Here is a 17,075-nt window from a genome sequence, read left to right as displayed (position 1 = left end):
ACGGGCCTGAGCAATGCGGGTTAAGCTTCAAAAGCGGCTTGCAGCGGTGGCACGACCTGCTTTTTCCGGGAAACCACGCCAGGCAAAGCCAACCGGTGATCAGCATCAAACTTAGCGCCAAAGGCCTGCTCCAGCTTATCCTGGTTCTTGCCAAACAAGAAGCCGGTGGAATCGGAGTTCAGAATGTCTGTGGCAATCAGCAGGAACGTATCATAGCCATTCTTCTCGGCTTCGCTCTTCATCGTGGCTTCAATCGCCGCCTGCCGCGCGTAAACCTCGTTCAGGTCAACGACATTGACCTGGCCGATGCGGACGGACTGACCACCCATATCAAAGCTCTTGGCGTCGCCTTCAACGATTTCCAAATCGGACTTAGCAGCCAAGTTGGTGCCAGCCTTCAGCATGGCCAACCCATATTCCTGCAAGTCGATGCCGGCAATCTTGGCCAATTCTGGCAAAATCTTACGTTCAACATCGGTGGTGGTTGGGCTCTTCAGCAGCAGCGTGTCGGAAATGATCCCGCTGGCCATCAAGCCAGCCAGTTGTGGGCTGATGGTAAAGCCTTTTTCCTGGAACATTTCATAAATCACGGAGTTGCTACTGCCGATGGGTTCGGCGCGGTAGAACAGCGGTGCGGCGGTTTCAAAGTTCGCAATGCGGTGGTGATCAACGACTGCGGCGATGGTGACATCCTTGATATCCGCAACACTTTGCTGGAATTCATTGTGGTCCACCAGCATGACGGTGTCCGTTTCGTTTGCGACGGTCTTCACCACGCGCGGGGTTGCGTGTTTGAAGTAGTCCAAAGCATATTGCGTTTCTGGGTTCATTTCGCCCAGCGCAACGGCTTCAACGTCGGTGTTGCCGAGCTGGCGCTGATATTCAGCGAAGCTCATGGCACTGGTAACGGCGTCGGTATCAGGATTCTGGTGGCCAAAAATCAATGTTGTCATGGTGTGACTCCCTTTTTTCACTTATTGCCCCAAGTCTAGGCTTGGCACTTACTCATTTAGTTTAACACGGTTATCAGCGACCCGCGATAAATAATCTTCTTCGCTCAGATACGTGTCAAAGGCGCTCAGAAATTGACTGATCCGCGGAATTTGGTCCTTGCCCTTACGAAAGACAAACGCCAGCTCAAAGCTCACAGCCGGCTCAAACGCCACTGCATGGGCATGAATCTGCTCCTGGTGAGCCTGATAGAAGCTATTCGGCAACGCCGTATTCACCCCGGTGCGGTTCAGGAACTGGGTGATTTGATAAGGCGTGGTGAATTGGGCCACCACTTCGGGGTAGTCGACCAGTTGGTTCTTGTACGCCTCTTTCAAGAAGTGGGACAGGAAATAGTTCTCCGGGTATGTGACCCATGGCTGGGCTACGGTGTCGCGGAAGTGGACGCGCTTGCGGTTGGCTAACTTGTCGCTGTGATGCAGGAACAGCAGCTGCTCATCAACAATTTTGCGGCTTTCGTAAGGCTTCCAGTTCTTAATCGTATCATCTGGCAAATACATCACAGCCAAATCGATCTGGTTGTTTTCCAAGTGTTCCCAGATTTCGTGCCGGGTCATGTTCAGGAACACGACTTCCACGTCTTGGTTCTTTAAGTAGTAATCCGAAATGAAGCCGGTAAAAGCCGAGTCCTCGATTGAGGCCAAAAGCCCAATCTTAATGGTCCCGGAATTGGCGTTGGAGGCCTGCTGAATTTCGTCAGTCGCCTGATTCAGCGTGTCGTAAATGTCATGCGTCGCCGCCAGCATCGTCCGCCCGGCGTCTGACAGATGCAACTTTTTACCCACAGAGTAGAACAACGGCGCCCCCACTGCGCGCTCAAGCTTTTTGATCTGCTGGGTCAGGGCCGGCTGGGTGATTCCCAGCAGCTGGGCCGCCTGCGTGTAATTCATGGTTTCAGCCAGTTGGAGAAAATACGATAGCGTTTTGGAAGAAAAAATACTGTCCTGTTTGGTCTTCATCTCTGTACTCCTTACCACAAAATGGAATCGCTGTTCACGTCTAATATGCCAAGCGCAAGATAACTGCTCTTATCATAGGTGATAAAAAAAGAAAGAGCAACTAAAAGCCCCTTCTTCTTATTGTAATAATCATTCTTAGTCTACCACTGTGGCCGCCAGGTCTTCCAGCCTGTGTAATCGGCGGTATGCAAAAGTTGTTCTGCGTTCTTGACGCGATCGGCGGTTGGCGGTTCGATGCCTTCCAGCGGATACGTGATGCCGAGTTCATGGTACTTTTTCACACCCAGCGTGTGGTAAGGCAGTACTTCGACTTTTTGCACATGGTCAAGGGTCTTAATGTAATCACCCAACTCGGTCAGATAGTTATCGTAATCCGTCCGCTGTGGCACCAGCACGTGGCGAATCCACATATCACAATCGTTGTGGGACATCCATTGAATCATATCAAGGATGTTCTCATTCCCAATCCCGGTGAGCTTTTTGTGCTCAGCGGAGTTGATGTGCTTAATATCGACCAGCGAAATGTCGGTGACCTTCATCAGTTCCTTGAACTTAGAGAACCAAGGCTCACTGCGGGTGAACGGACCACCCGACGTATCCAGACAAGTGGAGATATGGCGCGCTTTCGCCTTCGTGAACAAATCAAGCAAAAAGTCGATCTGCACCAAAGACTCCCCGCCTGAGCAGGTAATACCGCCGGTTTCGCCCCAGAAGGCGCGGTAGCGTTCAGCGTTGTCTAAGACCTCATCCGCCGTCATTTCATCGCCGACCCCAATGTTCCAGGTATCAGGATTATGGCAGTACTGGCAGCGCATCCGGCAGCCTTGCAGAAACGCCACAAAGCGAATGCCAGGGCCATCGACGGAGCCAAAACTTTCAATCGAGTGCACATACCCAATCACTGGGCCTTCGGGTTTGACCCCAACTTGATCCAATACATTCAAAGGAGATTTGGTGTTATCAATTAATTTCATCGTTATGTCCTCCTTGTCAGCTACCGGTGATAGCGGAAAATTGAAGCGAGCTTCTGCTGCCTAGTTGCGCTCCGCTGGGCCAACGCCGGAGTGAGTAGCTACGCCTCGAGCTTCGTTGGCCAAAACCACCGACGATGCTCAAGGCTAGGCTACTCATCCGGCTAAGGGCGTCCCAGCTCCACAGCCTGTTTTAGTTGCGCTCCAGGTGGCCAACGCCAAACTTGCTAGGCTAACCATCCGGCTAAGTGCGGCCATCTTCCGCAGCCTTCCTTAGCATAACCCGGTCTGCCCACAAGCGGCAAGTTTCCTTGCCGCCTCTGGGCAAAACGGGAGCCCAAAAGGACTCCCGTTTTGGTCGTGCTTTACATCTCTTCGAAGAAGGTCCGGGCGATAACATCGTCCTGTTGTTCCTTGGTCAGATCTGCGAAGTAGACGCAGTAGCCAGAAACGCGGACCGTCAGCGTTGGGTATTCTTCTGGGTGCTTCTGGGCGTCAATCAGGGTCTCCTTGTTGAAGACGTTGATGTTCAGGTGCATCCCGTTGTTTTCCATGTAGCCGTCGATCATGTGAACCAGCGTATCCTTGCGGGTTTCATCATCGTGGCCCAAGGTGTTAGGCGTTACGCCGAAGGTATTGGAAATCCCGTCCGTTGCGTAGTGATATGGAATCTTCGCAGTGGACATCAAGGATGCCAAAGCCCCGTTCTTTTCAGCGCCGTAAGCTGGGTTGGCACCAGGTGAGAATGGTTCGCCCTTTTGGCGGCCATTAGGTGTGGTACCGGTGTTCTTCCCATAAACCACGTTGGAGGTGATGGTCAAAACAGAGGTCGACAGCTTAGCGTTGTGATACAGGTGATGCGTGTTCATCTTGTTGTAGAAGTACTTGATGAGCCACTTAGCAATAGAATCGGCACGATCGTCGTTGTTCCCATAGCGTGGGTAGTCTTCATTTTCAGCCTTGAAGTCGATAGCCACACCCTTTTCGTCGCGAACTGGGTGAACCTTGCCGTACTTGATGGCAGAAATGGAGTCAACCGCATGGGAGAAGCCGGAAATCCCGGTGGCGAAGGTGTAGTCCAAGTGGGTGTTCTTCAATGCCAGTTGAGCGGATTCATAGTAGTACTTGTCGTGCATGTACTGAATGGCGTTCAAAGCGTTGACATAAACGTCAGCCAGCCAGGATGCTTGGACATCGAACTTCTTCATGAATTCGTCGTAGTCGATGACATCTGAGGAAATGGGTTCGGTTTCAGGCCCAACTTGGGTTTCACCGATTTCGTCCATCCCACCATTGATGGCATAAAGGATGGCCTTAGCCAAGTTAGCACGAGCGCCGAAGAACTGAACGCCGTCTTGGATTGGCTGAGCGGAAACACAGCAAGCGATGCCGTAGTAGTCCGTGCCCCATTCGGTCCGCATCAAGGAGTCGTTTTCATACTGGATGGTGGAACTGGTAATGGACACTTCCGTTGCGTAGCGCTTGAAGCCTTCAGGCAGCTTCTCGTCCCACAGCAAAGTGATGTTTGGTTCTGGCGCAGCACCCATGTTGTCGAGGGTCTTCAAGAACCGGAAGGCCGTCTTGGTAATGTGGTGACGGCCATCGAAGCCAACCCCACCCAAGGACAGCGTCGCCCAGATTGGGTCGCCTGAGAACAGGGAGTTGTATTCTTCGGTCCGGATGAAGCGTACCATCCGCAGCTTCATTACCAGGTGATCGATCAATTCTTGCGCTTGGCTTTCGTCGAGCAGACCGCGCTTGAAGTCACGTTCGATGAAGGCATCGATGGTGGTGTCAATTCTGCCAACGGACATTGCGGCGCCGTTTTGAGTCTTAACCGCTGCCAAGTAGCCGAAGTAGATCCATTGAACGGCTTCTTGAGCGTTGGTCGCAGGCTTGGAGATGTCGTAGCCATAGCTAGCCGCCATCTTCTTCATGTCATTCAAGGCGCGGTACTGATCAGAAACCTGTTCGCGCAGGCGGATCACATCGTCGGTCATTTCGCCGTCACCGATGTTAGCAAAGTCAGCAGCCTTGTCAGCCATCAACTTGTCAATCCCATAGATGGCGATCCGTGGGAAGTCAGCCACAATGCGGCCACGTGCATAAGCATCTGGTAAGCCGGTGACAATCTTGTAGTGACGAGCCTTACGCATATCAGGGGTGTAAACATCGAAGACGCCTTGGTTATGGGTCTTGTGATATTCAGTGAAGATCTTGTGCATTTCTGGATCTGGCTGGTAGCCGTAAGACTTCAAAGCATCTTCAGCCATGCGAATCCCACCAAATGGCATGAACGCACGCTTGAATGGCTTGTCGGTTTGCAGGCCAACGATCTTTTCAAGATCCTTGTTCAGATAGCCAGGGCCGTGTGAAGTGACCGTAGCAACCACTTTAGTGTCGGCATCAAGCACACCACCGGCCTCACGCTCTTGCTTCTTCAAGTTCAGCACTTGATTGTTCAAAATCGTGGTGGCTTCGGTTGGGCCAGCAAGGAATGTTTCGTCGCCGTCATATTGAGTCAGGTTCTTTTGGATGAAATCACGAACGTTAATTTCATCTTGCCAGTCCCCAGCATTAAAACCATCCCAGTAGGTTTTGATGTCTGTCTTGTCTAACTGCTTCATCTGGATAGCCTCCTATAGTTGAATTCCTTATCACAGATTTTACAGTCTTAGTATAACACGTCACAAGCGCTATGCAAGCACTTTCTTTCCCGCGCTTAAGGCAATGAAAGCCGTATCTTGCCAACGGCTTTGTCACTAACTTTGCTAATAATTTCACTATCTTTTTTAGGCGAAATGTTGATTTATCAAGGTTTTGGCCCCCCGCTGTCGCTATTTTATATGGAACAGTAATCACGAATCTGTATTACAACAGAATGCAAAAAAGGCCCGATTATTCGGGCCTCTTAAGAATTATTTTAAATTAATTTTCTGCCGGTAGCGCTAAAATCTGGTCGCGATGGACAAATTTCGGCTCGCCCACCGTATCTGTATCGAGCACAAATGAGCCATTGGAGTAGCGATCACCGTCTGGATAGTCACTTGGGTTCAAGGTAACTTGTTTATCCTTGGCCGTGACAATCGTGAGTTGCGTGTTGTCATCCACCAGGGTCATCGCCACAATGCGATGCGGATCACGCTTCAGCTCCCGCAGTACCATCAGACCGCGCCGAGCGCGCGCCCCAATGCCGAGTTCCTGGAGTTTCATCTTCTTGAAGGCACCGCGTTGAGTCAGAATACCAATTTCCGTTTTCTCCGGATCATCGGCTAGAATGTAGCTCACCACATAGTCTCCAGCCTTCAGCGCCATGCTCTTGACCCCAGTGGCCCGGGCGCCAATCACACTGACTTCGCTCAGTGGGAACTGCTGACCATAGGCCTGGTAGGTGACTGCGGTGACCGTTTGCTGACTGTCTGGGGCGACAAAGTAGGCATTCGTGACCACGGCTGAGTCGTCCTTGAGCTTCATCCCCACCATCGCTCGGTTCTTGTAGCCGCGCTGCGGCTGCAAATCCGCCAAAGCGGTCTGCTTGATATACCCATCAGAAGAGCCGAGGACAAAATTGCCTGGTTCAGTCAGTGCATCAAAACCAAAAGCCGCAATCACAGTTTCTTCGGAGCTGATCCCCACCGCTTGGGAGAGATGCTCACCAGCATCTTTCCAGCGGGTGTCCTCCAGTTCATGCACCGGCCGGTAAATCACATTGCCAGCACTAGTGAACATGTACAAATGCGCCAAGGTACTCATTTCCTGCTGGAACACAGGGAAGTCATTGGTTTTCAGCCCGTTGTCGGCTGGATCGACGGCTTGATAGCTGCGCAGCGAGCTGCGCTTCATGTAGCCATCGCGCGAAACCATCACCATCACCTGCTCATCAGCCACGGTGACGGTGGTGTCAACTTCCAGTTGTTCGATTTCGGCTTGGATGGTGGAACGCCGGTCTTTACCGTAAGTCTTGGCAATGGTGACCAGTTCACTTTCAATCACGGCATCACGCGTGGCTTCATGGGTCAAAATATCATGGTAATGCGCGATATTTTTCGCCAGTTCCGCAGCTTCCGCCTCCAGCGCGGTAATATCCGTGTTGGTTAACCGGTACAGCTGTAAGGACACAATGGCTTCGGCCTGTTCAATGCTAAAGTCAAACTGCTTCACCAGGTTTTGTTTGGCATCGGCCTTGTTTTCACTACCGCGAATGACCTGGATGACCTGATCCAAAATCGAAATCATCTTGATCAAGCCTTCCACAATGTGCTGCCGGGCTTCGGCCTTTTTCAGGTCGTATTCGGTGCGCCGGGTAATCACATTGCGGCGGTGCTTCAAGTAGGCTTCCAGCATCGGCTTGAGGCCCAACTGCTTAGGCTTCATGTCGGCGATGGCGACCATGTTGAAGTTGTAATTGATTTGCAGGTCCGTGTTTTTGAACAGGTAAGTTAAAATCCCGTCTGCATTGGCCTCTTTCTTGAGTTCAATCACCACGGACAAGCCAAACCGGTCACTTTCATCGCGGATTTCCGCAATGCCATCGACTTTTTTGGCTAGCCGCAATTCATCGATTTTCTTGACCAGCTGGGCCTTGTTGACTTCGTATGGCAGCTCGGTGATGACGATTTGCTGCTTACCACCGCGCATCTCTTCGGTATGGGTCCGCGCCCGCACGACAATTTTGCCGCGGCCGGTTTCATACGCCTGGCGAATGCCGGCAAGGCCCTGAATAATCCCACCGGTCGGAAAATCTGGCCCTTGCACGAACTGCATCAAATCGCTCAAGCTGGCATCAGGCTGTTTCATCAGCTTCAGCAGTGCGTTGATCACTTCCCGCAAGTTATGCGGCGGAATGTCAGTGGCGTAACCGGCAGAAATCCCGGTGGCACCATTGACCAGCAGGTTGGGAAAGGCGGCCGGTAGCACGGTCGGCTCTTCAGTGGTGTCATCGAAATTCAGCACCATGTCGACGGTATCTTTGTCGATATCCTTCAGCAGTTCGCCGGAAATCTTGGCCAGGCGCGCTTCGGTATACCGCATCGCCGCTGGCGGATCGCCGTCCATCGAACCGTTATTCCCGTGCATTTCAATCAGGGGCTCTTCCAGCTTCCAATCCTGACTCAGGCGCACCATCGCTTCATAAATCGAGGAGTCGCCATGGGGATGAAAATTACCCATGACATTCCCGACCGATTTGGCGGACTTGCGAAAGCCTTTGTCAAACGTGTTGCCATCTTGATTCATGGCGAACAAAATTCGGCGCTGCACCGGCTTCAAACCGTCGCGCACGTCGGGCAAGGCGCGCTCTTGAATGATGTATTTGGAATAGCGGCCGAAGCGCTCACCCATGACGTCTTCTAACGCCATTTCTTGAATATGGTTTGCCATTTATTTACCCTTCTTCGTCAGCTGTTTCTTGATCTGGTTGACCCCGAACTGCATGTCGCTGTGATCTGACGTCTTGGTTTCCATGATGGAACCTTCTTCATCCATATCAAAATCGACATTGGACTCAATCCATTCCCGCCGCGGTTCCACCCGGTCGCCCATCAAGGTGGTGACCCGCCGTTCAGCTAAGGCACCGTCTTCCACGTGAACGCGAATCAGGGTACGGGTCTCCGGATTCATCGTGGTTTCCCAGAGCTGGTCGGCGTTCATTTCGCCTAGCCCTTTGAACCGCGTCAACGTGTAGCCTTTACCCATTTTCTGGGTTTCTTTTTCCAACTCTTCGTCGGTCCAGGCGTAGGCGATTTTGACATTGCCGCCTTTCCCTTTTTGCAACCGGTACAGCGGCGGCAAAGCGATGTAAACCTTGCCGGCATCCATCAGCGGGCGCATGTAACGATAGAAGAAGGTCAATAGCAAAATCTGGATGTGGGCACCATCGGTATCCGCATCGGTCATGATGATGATCTTGTCGTAATTGCTTTGTTTCACGTCAAATTCGGCCCCGACCCCAGCGCCGATGGTGTAAATCATCGTGTTGATTTCTTCGTTTTTGACGATGTCTTGCAATTTAGCCTTTTGGGTGTTCAGCACTTTCCCCCGCAGCGGCAAAATCGCTTGGAACTTGCGGTCGCGGCCTTGCTTGGCGGAGCCGCCGGCCGAATCCCCTTCGACTAGGTACAGCTCGTTTTTAGCCGCGTTTTTGCTTTGTGCCGGGGTGAGCTTGCCTGACAGCAGGCCTTGATCCTTCTTCTTGCGCTTACCGGTACGCGAATCATCCCGGGCTTTGCGGGCCGCTTCGCGCGCTTCGCGGGCACGGACGGCTTTGCGCACGAGCTCTTGGGCCTCGTCGCCGCCTTCCATCAACCAGAAGCTCATTTTTTCATAAAGGACATTATCGACGACGGTCCGCGCTTGCGGGGTGCCGAGTTTGCCTTTAGTTTGACCCTCAAACTGCAGGATTTCTTCCGGAATCCGCACCGACAACACCGCCGCGAGCCCTTCGCGGACATCGGAGCCTTCGAGGTTCTTATCTTTGTCCTTCAGCAGGTTGACTTTGCGGGCAAAATCATTGAAGGCCCGGGTGATGGCGCTGCGCATCCCCACTTCATGGGTACCACCATCGCCGGTGCGCACGTTGTTCACAAAGCTAATGGTGTTTTCCGAATAACCATCGTTGTATTGACCCGCGAAGTCGACCACGATGCCGTCCTTGGTGCCTTCGAAGTTAAAAACTGGACTGACCGTATCGCGATCCTCGTTTAGGTACTTCACGAAGCTGACCAGGCCATCTGGATAGTGGTAGGTTTCCGCGCGGCCGGTGCGTTCATCGGTTAAGGTGAAGATGATATTCTTCAACAAAAAGGCCGATTCGCGCAACCGTTCCGCCAGCGTATCAAAGTTATACGTCGTGGTTTGGAAAATCGTCGGATCCGGCTTGAAGGTAATCATCGTGCCGTTGGGTTCGTTGATTTTCCCGAGCTTCTGAAGACCGCCATCAGGATGGCCGCCATTAATAAAATGTTCCTCGAAGCCGTGCTTATCCCGAACGACCCGCACCGTCAGCGATTCGCTCAACGCGTTCACGACGGAAGAGCCGACCCCATGCAAGCCGCCGGAAGTTTTATAAGAATTTTGATCAAACTTCCCGCCGGCATGCAGCACCGTCAAAATGACTTCGATAGTGGGTTTGCCCGACGCGTGCATTCCTGTCGGCATCCCGCGCCCATGATCTTGGACGGTGATCGAATTATCTTGGTGAATGGTCACCGCGATTTTGTCGCCATACCCAGCCAAGGCTTCATCGACTGAGTTATCGACGATTTCATAAACGAGATGGTGCAAGCCGCGGGCATCGGTCGACCCAATATACATCCCCGGCCGCTTGCGCACAGCCTCCAAGCCATGCAGCACCTGAATTGATGAATCGGTGTATGTTTCACTTGCTTTCGCCATTGTTTACTCCTTTTTCGTGCAACTCCAATTACAATACACCAGACCAAGGCCTAGGTGAAAGGGAATTTTATCCAGGCTGCGAACGAAGACGGTTTTAGCTTGATGATTTGCCTAGCCGGAGGCGTTGCCGCGCCACGCGGCGACGACTCTGGCGTAGCAAAGCACTCAAGCGTTGTCTTCGTGAGCGCAACTATCAGGCTGCGAACGAAGACGCTTTGAGCTTGATGATTTGCCTAGCACTTCCATTTGGTGTCGCACCCGAATAAATGTTCGGACAATCTATTTTACGCAAGATTCCCGCTTTGGTCAAAAAATGGTAAACTGGAAGCACTGATTATGCTGGCTTCGGCCGGCTCCTGGGCGGCAGTTTTTGCCATCATCTTGCGCAGCTGTTTTGGCCTTGCGCACAGAAAGGACTTACCCATGACCCTTGTTTTTTGTTTCATCCTCGCTTATCTCATTGGCTCGATTCCCAGCGGTGTCTGGGTCGGCCAGTTGTTCTTCCATCAAGATATCCGCACCGCCGGCTCTCACAACATTGGCACGACCAACGCCTACCGCGTGCTCGGGCCGGTGGGCGGCTCAATTGTGCTGGTGATGGATATTCTCAAAGGCACCCTCGGCGCGTCGCTCCCAGCGTTTTTCGGCATCACCCCGCACTGGTGGGTCCTGATTGTTGGCTTGGCAGCGGTGTTTGGCCATACCTGTTCGGTGTTTATCGGCTTCAAAGGTGGCAAAGCCGTCGCGACCTCCGCGGGCATCGCGCTGGCGTACAATCCCGTGTTTTTCCTATTCTGCTGCGCGGTCTTCCTCAGTCTGGTGCTACTCACCAGCATGGTCAGCGTCGCCTCCACTTTGGGGATGACCCTAGTGGTACTAGGCTCGCTGTTCTTCCATGACTGGATCCTAACCGCCGTCGCAACTGTGGTGTGGCTGGTGATTATGGTGCGCCACCGCGCCAACTTCGCCCGCATCAAGGCCGGCACCGAAAACATGGTGCCCTTTGGCCTGGGCCAATATCTGCGCCACAAGCGACAATAAGCCGACATGCAAAAGGCGCTGCCTTCACAGACCCACACGGGCTGAAGGCAGCGCCTTTTTTGGTTTAGAAGATTTCAATCAAATAGCTGTGATCGAAAACCTCATTTGGTTCCAGTTTGTTAATGCCGAGCTTTTCGGTCAAATCACCAGTGGCATCGGTGGTGTCGGCAATGCCCCACCATGGTTCCAAGCAGACGAAATTGCCTTCGGTGGGATAAGGGCTCCAGACGCCGATAAACGGCGCGTCAGTCGTTGTCAGCATCACGCCATGGCGGGTTTTATCCGAGCGCAGAGAGAAAGCAGAGCGACCGTTGAGTTCATAAATCACTGCATCCTGCTTAAAGAACTCATGGTTGAGTTGCAAATTGGCATCGGTGGCGGCCAAGGTGCGGTGCTTGTAATCGATGCCTTTACCGGCAATCAGTGGCACCTGCACACGCGACTTCAGCGGCTGGAAAGCCAAGAAGTAGTCTTCGAACTTGGTATCCGGCGTCACCGGGATGTTGAAGCCAGGGTGACCACCAATGGAGAAATACAGTGGCGCCTCGGCCGCGGGATTTTCGACATGGTACGTCACGGTCAAACCATTGTTTTCCAAGGTGAAAATCAGCTTCAGGACAAAAGCGAAAGGATACGCTTTGCGGCTTTCGGCGTCATCTTTCAGCACCATCGTCACTTGCTTATCCGACTGCGCCTCCACGGTGAAATCGCGATCCCGGGCGAAACCATGCTGGCTCATGTGGTAAGTCTGACCCTCATAGCGGTACTCGTTATTCTTCAAGGCCCCGACAATCGGAAACAATACTGGTGCGTGGCGCTTCCAAACTTTAGGATCCGCTTGCCAGATATATTCCTGATTGGTGTGGTTGTTGATGATGCTGGTCACTTCAGCGCCGTGCTCGCTGATAGTAACCGTCAAAAAATCATTGGTCAGCGTTGCCATATTTGCTCATTCCTTTTATTTCCAGAATTACCGCTTTCGCGGTCAACGTGTCCATTTATACCATGATAGCGCTTCAGGTTCAACCTCCACGCCTAAATTTTGGGCTAGACCAAAGCCCCTGCCGAGGCAGGGGCGCTTAGGTCGACCCATGGTTACAAAATGTACCGCGTCATGTTCTTGTCGGCGGCAATATCGCCAACCTTGTCATTGACATACTTTTCGGTGATGGTAATATCACCCATTTGCATGTCAGGCCCTTCATACAAAATATCTTCCAGTAGCTTCTCCAACATCGTGGCCAGGCGCCGGGCCCCGATGTTGTCAGTGTCGCGGTTGACGTCAATCGCGATTTGGGCAATGCGTTCAATCGCCTCTTGAGTAAAGGTGATTTTCACGCCATCGGTGCCAATCAGCGCCATGTACTGCTTAACCAGCGCATTGTCAGGCTCGGTCAAGATGCGCACGAAGTCATCCTTAGTCAAATCCTTTAGCTCCACCCGAATCGGGAAGCGGCCTTGCAGCTCAGCAATCAAATCTGAGGGTTTGGCCGTGGCAAACGCCCCGGAGCCGATGAACAGCACATGCTCGGTGTTCAGCGGGCCGTACTTGGTGGAGACTTGCGAGCCTTCAACAATCGGCAGTATATCGCGCTGCACGCCTTCACGGGAAACCTCACCGGCGGATTGCTTGTTGCCGGCGGCGATTTTATCGATTTCATCGATGAAAATAATCCCGTTGTCTTCGGCTTGACGGATCGCGTTGTGGTAGATATCCGCATGGTTGACCAGCTTGCTACTTTCCTCGCGAATGAAGACTTCCCGCGCTTCTTTCACGGTCATGGTGCGCTGGACTTTCTTCTTGGGCATCATCGACCCCATCATGTCAGATAAGTCGATACCCATTTGGCCGTACATATCGCCCATGCCGTTGCCTTTTTTCTCATCTTCGACAGCGACGGTGATTTCACGGTCTTCCAGTAGGCCTTGCTCCAGCTGCTCGGCCACAGTCAAGCGCTGGTTGCGAATTTCATCGGTGAGCTCACCATCTTCCTGCTGCGGCTGCGGCATCTGACCGTTTTGCATGTTTTGGAGCATGCTCATCATATCGGCCATCGGATTGGTGTTTTTCTTTTCCTTCTTGATGGCAGGCACCAGCAGGCGGACCAGGCGCTTATCAGCTTGGCGCTGGGCGCGGCCGCGGACTGCGGCAAAGGCCTGAGCTTCTTCCATCGCCACCGCAACATCTGCGAGGTCACGGACCATGGATTCCACATCCCGGCCGACATAGCCGACTTCAGTGAACTTAGTCGCTTCGACTTTGACAAACGGGGCGTTGACGACCTTGGCCAGCCGGCGGGCGATTTCAGTTTTCCCCACCCCGGTCGGCCCAATCATCAGCAAGTTCTTCGGCGTGATATCTTGCTGCATCTGTTCTGGCAGTTCCATCCGGCGGTGCCGATTGTACAAGGCCACCGCCACGGCGCGCTTGGCTTCATCTTGGCCAATGACATATTGATCGAGCTGAGCCACAATCTCTTTTGGTGTTTTCACTGACATAGCGGGCCCTCCTTAAAAACTTTCGACGCGAATGTTTTGGTTGGTAAAAATATCGATGTTCGAGGCGATTTCGATGGCCTCCTTAGCGATATTCTCCGCGCTCATTTGCGTATGCCGCAGCATCGCAATGGCGGCGGCCTGAGCGTAATTGCCACCAGAGCCAATCGCCACAACGTCCTGGTCCGGTTCAATCACTTCGCCTTGCCCGGAAATCAGCAGCAAATCGTCCTTGTCCATGGCGATCAGCTCGGCCTGCAGCTTCTGCAAGGTTGGATCTTTGCGCCAGTCTTGGGCCAGCGCCACCGCAGAGCGGCGAAGATTACCGGCATGGGTTTCCAGCTTCTTTTCCAACCAGTCTTCCAAGGTGATGGCATCTGCCACACCGCCGGCAAAACCGATTACGACTTGGCCGTTATAGATGCGCCGAATTTTCTGCGCGTTGCCTTTCATGATCACCTTTTCGCCTAATGTCACCTGGCCGTCACCGGCGATGGCGGTATGGCCGTTTTTACGCACTGCTGCAATTGTTGTCATAAGTATGTGCTCCTTTACTAACGTGCGACTGCTTGAGAATACCTTGTAGTGTACCGGTCTGAATGCTAGCCGGCATCGGTCTTTTGACTGATTATTAGCACTGAAATCGGTTAAGTGCTAATTGTGCTTGGGAAAATACTTCATGTAATCACTTTTCAAATGGTCGGTGGTCATGTGGGTGTAAATCTGAGTCGTGGACAGACTCGCATGCCCCAGCAGCTCCTGCACCGTGCGCAAATCCGCGCCGTGGTTAAGCATGTGCGTCGCGAAGCTGTGCCTCAGCATGTGGGGATGAATATCGGCGGTGAGGCTGGTTTGCTTGATCAACTGATCCAGAATGTACTCAATCCCGCGCGCCGTAAGCGGCCGGCCGTGTTGATTCACAAACACCCGCTGATGAGTCGGTACTTTCGCCATCAGCGTTGGCCGCGCCGTTTTGAGATACCGCTGCAAGGCCGTTTTAGCATAGGAACCGAAGGGCACATAGCGATCCTTGTTGCCTTTGCCGTGAATCAGCATGACTTCAAGGTCGAAGTCGATTTGCGACAGCGTCAAGTTGGCACACTCAGACACCCGGATGCCGGTGCCATACAGGACTTCCAGCAAGGCGCTATTGCGCAGGTCAAGCGGCTGGTCGCCTGCTACCGTAGTGAACAACTCCTGAATTTCCGCTTCGTAGAAAAAGCTAGGCAGATGGTGATGCGACTTGCGAGTTTCCACCAATTTAAAGGGATCCACCTGCGCTTGACCAACGCGAATCAGGTACCGGTAGAAACTACGCAAACTACTCATTTTTCGCACCACCGAGCTGCGAGCCAAGTGGCGGTCCGCCAGCGCCGACAAGTATGTTTGGACATCCAGACGATCGACTTTGGCAAAGCCATTGAAGCTACCACTGGTCGTCAGAAACTGGCGAAAATCGTTGATGTCCTCTTGGTAGGCCTTTTGGGTTTCCGGCGAATAGTGCCGCTCCACGGCCAAGTACTGCAAGAATTCCGTTTCTTCAGCCATCCGCTCACCTCCTAGCCTTACGGTATCACAATGGCTCAGCCGTTAAAAGCCAAGCCGCAAGGAACAAAAAAGACAGACCATGGCCTCGATTTGAGGTGATGGACTGCCTTGAGTTTATGCGTTATGCGTCCAGCGGCAAGGCCGCTAAAGCCCGATCGGCGTATGCTTGATTACGCGCAAGTTTGTTTTTGATGGGGACGTCCAGCGTTGGCATAATCCCGAAGTTTGCATTCATCGGTTGGAAATGCCGCGGGCTGGTGTGGGTGATGTAATGGGCCATCGCCCCGATGGCGGTTTCCGCCGGGAAGGCCACAAGCGGCTCGCCCAGTGCTTTACGGGCGGCATTGATGCCCGCAATCAGCCCGCTACCCGCTGATTCCACGTAGCCTTCCACGCCGGTCATTTGCCCGGCGAAGAACAAGCCCTCCTGCTTGCGACTTTCGTAAGTGGCGCTCAGCACCAGCGGCGAATTCATGTACGTATTGCGATGCATGACGCCATAGCGCACGATTTCAGCGTTTTCCAAGCCAGGGATCATACGGAACACCCGCTTTTGCTCGCCCCACTTGAGGTGCGTTTGGAAGCCCACCATGTTGTAAAGCGACGCCGCTGCATTGTCTTGGCGCAGCTGCACCACGGCAAACGGTTGCTTGCCGGTGCGCGGATCGATGATGCCTACCGGTTTGAGCGGACCAAACAGCAAGGTGCGACTGCCGCGCTGGGCCATCACTTCGACCGGCATGCAGCCTTCAAACACCTTGAGATTTTCGAATTCGTGCCCTTCGGCGACTTCGGCATGGAGTAAGGCCTCTTGAAACGCATAGAATTCATCGCGGTTCATCGGGCAATTGTAGTAAGCCGCCTCGCCATTGTCATAACGCGACTGCTTAAAGGCGATGTCGGTATTGATGGAAGCCGCGTCAATAATGGGCGCTGCCGCATCGAAAAAGTGCAAGCCTTCCTCGCCATTCAGCGTGGCAATTTGACCGGCCAGAGTCGGCGCTGTCAGTGGCCCGGTTGCCACCACAGTGATGCCTTCAGGGAAAGTCTCGCATTCCTCTGGCATCACCTGGATGCGAGGATGCTGGCGCAGTTTGGCCGTGATTTCGGCACTGAACGGTTCGCGATCCACGGCCAGCGCCCCACCGGCAGGTACGGCGTTGGCATCCGCGCTGCTCATGATGATCGAATCCAGTCGGCGCATTTCCTCTTTCAGCAGCCCCACGGCATTGGTCACGGCGTTGGCCCGCAGTGAGTTCGTGCACACCAGTTCAGCAAACTGCGCCGTGTGGTGGGCGGGCGTTGAGGTTTGCGGCCGCATTTCGTAGAGCTTGACGTCCACCCCGCGCTTGGCAATCTGCCAGGCGGCTTCACTACCGGCTAACCCGGCACCGACAACGTTGACTGTTGGCATAAGAATTCCTCCTTGAGTGGGGCATGAGAAAAAGGATCGTTTGTTTCAAGTTAAAAGCGCCTAGCGCCGCAGCCTACTCTAGTTGCGCTCACGAAGGCAACGCGGAAGTGTCTAGCTACGTCCAGCCATTCCGCTAAGTGCGCCTTCGTTCACAGTCTTTTCTAGTTGCGCTCCACTAGGCAACGCCTGAGCAATTAGCTACGCTTGCAGCCTCACTGCCAAAAATCGGCAGTAATGCCTCAA

12 protein-coding genes are annotated in these 17,075 nt (G+C 53.2%); 1 reads left to right on the top strand and 11 read right to left on the bottom strand.

Annotated elements, in window-relative coordinates:
* Positions 1–20 precede the first annotated feature (20 nt).
* The 6 genes from EKM90_RS00110 to parE all read right to left on the bottom strand — a co-directional run bounded on the left by EKM90_RS00110 (position 21) and on the right by parE (position 10,333).
* Positions 21–953, bottom strand: coding sequence for a manganese-dependent inorganic pyrophosphatase (locus tag EKM90_RS00110; RefSeq protein ID WP_125578979.1), 933 nt, complete (start codon positions 951–953; stop codon positions 21–23).
* A gap of 48 nt (positions 954–1,001) precedes the next feature.
* Positions 1,002–1,970, bottom strand: a complete 969-nt coding sequence (locus EKM90_RS00105; protein ID WP_125578978.1) for a LysR family transcriptional regulator — start codon at positions 1,968–1,970, stop codon at positions 1,002–1,004.
* 140 nt (positions 1,971–2,110) lie between these two features.
* Positions 2,111–2,944, bottom strand: a complete 834-nt coding sequence (gene pflA, locus EKM90_RS00100) for a pyruvate formate-lyase-activating protein (RefSeq protein ID WP_125578977.1) — start codon at positions 2,942–2,944, stop codon at positions 2,111–2,113.
* Positions 2,945–3,306: 362 nt separating this feature from the next.
* A complete protein-coding gene (pflB, locus tag EKM90_RS00095; RefSeq protein WP_125578976.1) occupies positions 3,307–5,568 on the bottom strand; it encodes a formate C-acetyltransferase in 2,262 nt (753 codons plus the stop codon).
* Between the two features lie 301 nt (positions 5,569–5,869).
* On the bottom strand, positions 5,870–8,320 hold the full coding sequence (parC, locus tag EKM90_RS00090; protein WP_125578975.1) for a DNA topoisomerase IV subunit A: 2,451 nt from the start codon (positions 8,318–8,320) through the stop codon (positions 5,870–5,872).
* A complete protein-coding gene (gene parE, locus EKM90_RS00085) occupies positions 8,321–10,333 on the bottom strand; it encodes a DNA topoisomerase IV subunit B (RefSeq protein ID WP_125578974.1) in 2,013 nt (670 codons plus the stop codon). It abuts the gene before it with no gap.
* Between the two features lie 423 nt (positions 10,334–10,756).
* Here parE and plsY point away from each other — a divergent pair, with 423 nt between their 5' ends.
* Positions 10,757–11,374, top strand: coding sequence for a glycerol-3-phosphate 1-O-acyltransferase PlsY (gene plsY, locus EKM90_RS00080; RefSeq protein ID WP_125578973.1), 618 nt, complete (start codon positions 10,757–10,759; stop codon positions 11,372–11,374).
* 64 nt (positions 11,375–11,438) lie between these two features.
* Here plsY and EKM90_RS00075 read toward each other — a convergent pair whose 3' ends face one another.
* The 5 genes from EKM90_RS00075 to trmFO form a co-directional block, all read right to left on the bottom strand.
* Positions 11,439–12,317 carry an aldose 1-epimerase family protein gene (locus tag EKM90_RS00075; RefSeq protein ID WP_125578972.1) on the bottom strand — a complete coding sequence of 293 codons (879 nt, stop codon included), beginning with the start codon at positions 12,315–12,317 and terminating at the stop codon, positions 11,439–11,441.
* A gap of 152 nt (positions 12,318–12,469) precedes the next feature.
* Entirely contained in the window at positions 12,470–13,873 is a 1,404-nt protein-coding gene (gene hslU, locus EKM90_RS00070; RefSeq protein WP_125578971.1) for an ATP-dependent protease ATPase subunit HslU, read from the bottom strand.
* A 12-nt stretch (positions 13,874–13,885) separates the two neighbouring features.
* The gene (gene hslV, locus EKM90_RS00065; protein WP_125578970.1) at positions 13,886–14,407 is read right to left on the bottom strand and encodes an ATP-dependent protease subunit HslV; all 522 of its coding nucleotides are present in this window, start codon (positions 14,405–14,407) and stop codon (positions 13,886–13,888) included.
* A 117-nt stretch (positions 14,408–14,524) separates the two neighbouring features.
* Positions 14,525–15,418 (bottom strand): tyrosine recombinase XerC, encoded by an 894-nt coding sequence (xerC, locus tag EKM90_RS00060; protein ID WP_125578969.1) that lies wholly within the window; start codon positions 15,416–15,418, stop codon positions 14,525–14,527.
* Positions 15,419–15,539: 121 nt separating this feature from the next.
* Positions 15,540–16,832 carry a methylenetetrahydrofolate--tRNA-(uracil(54)-C(5))-methyltransferase (FADH(2)-oxidizing) TrmFO gene (trmFO, locus tag EKM90_RS00055; RefSeq protein ID WP_125578968.1) on the bottom strand — a complete coding sequence of 431 codons (1,293 nt, stop codon included), beginning with the start codon at positions 16,830–16,832 and terminating at the stop codon, positions 15,540–15,542.
* Positions 16,833–17,075: the final 243 nt, after the last annotated feature.

Origin of the sequence: Lacticaseibacillus suibinensis (genome assembly GCF_003946175.1) — a bacterium.
In the GTDB taxonomy this organism is placed as follows: domain Bacteria; phylum Bacillota; class Bacilli; order Lactobacillales; family Lactobacillaceae; genus Lacticaseibacillus; species Lacticaseibacillus suibinensis.
The sequence above is the reverse complement of the archived record's forward strand: the minus strand, read 5'-3'. Positions and strand labels throughout refer to the sequence as shown.

Excerpts from the sequence above, each read along its gene's own strand:
- parE (WP_125578974.1), bottom strand. The coding sequence starts at position 10,333 with ATGGCGAAAGCAAGTGAAACATACACCGATTCATCAATTCAGGTGCTG.
- hslV (WP_125578970.1), bottom strand. The coding sequence starts at position 14,407 with ATGACAACAATTGCAGCAGTGCGTAAAAACGGCCATACCGCCATCGCC.
- EKM90_RS00075 (WP_125578972.1), bottom strand. The coding sequence starts at position 12,317 with ATGGCAACGCTGACCAATGATTTTTTGACGGTTACTATCAGCGAGCAC.
- trmFO (WP_125578968.1), bottom strand. The coding sequence starts at position 16,832 with ATGCCAACAGTCAACGTTGTCGGTGCCGGGTTAGCCGGTAGTGAAGCC.
- pflB (WP_125578976.1), bottom strand. The coding sequence starts at position 5,568 with ATGAAGCAGTTAGACAAGACAGACATCAAAACCTACTGGGATGGTTTT.
- EKM90_RS00110 (WP_125578979.1), bottom strand. The coding sequence starts at position 953 with ATGACAACATTGATTTTTGGCCACCAGAATCCTGATACCGACGCCGTT.
- xerC (WP_125578969.1), bottom strand. The coding sequence starts at position 15,418 with ATGGCTGAAGAAACGGAATTCTTGCAGTACTTGGCCGTGGAGCGGCAC.
- parC (WP_125578975.1), bottom strand. The coding sequence starts at position 8,320 with ATGGCAAACCATATTCAAGAAATGGCGTTAGAAGACGTCATGGGTGAG.
- EKM90_RS00105 (WP_125578978.1), bottom strand. The coding sequence starts at position 1,970 with ATGAAGACCAAACAGGACAGTATTTTTTCTTCCAAAACGCTATCGTAT.
- hslU (WP_125578971.1), bottom strand. The coding sequence starts at position 13,873 with ATGTCAGTGAAAACACCAAAAGAGATTGTGGCTCAGCTCGATCAATAT.
- plsY (WP_125578973.1), top strand. The coding sequence starts at position 10,757 with ATGACCCTTGTTTTTTGTTTCATCCTCGCTTATCTCATTGGCTCGATT.
- pflA (WP_125578977.1), bottom strand. The coding sequence starts at position 2,944 with ATGAAATTAATTGATAACACCAAATCTCCTTTGAATGTATTGGATCAA.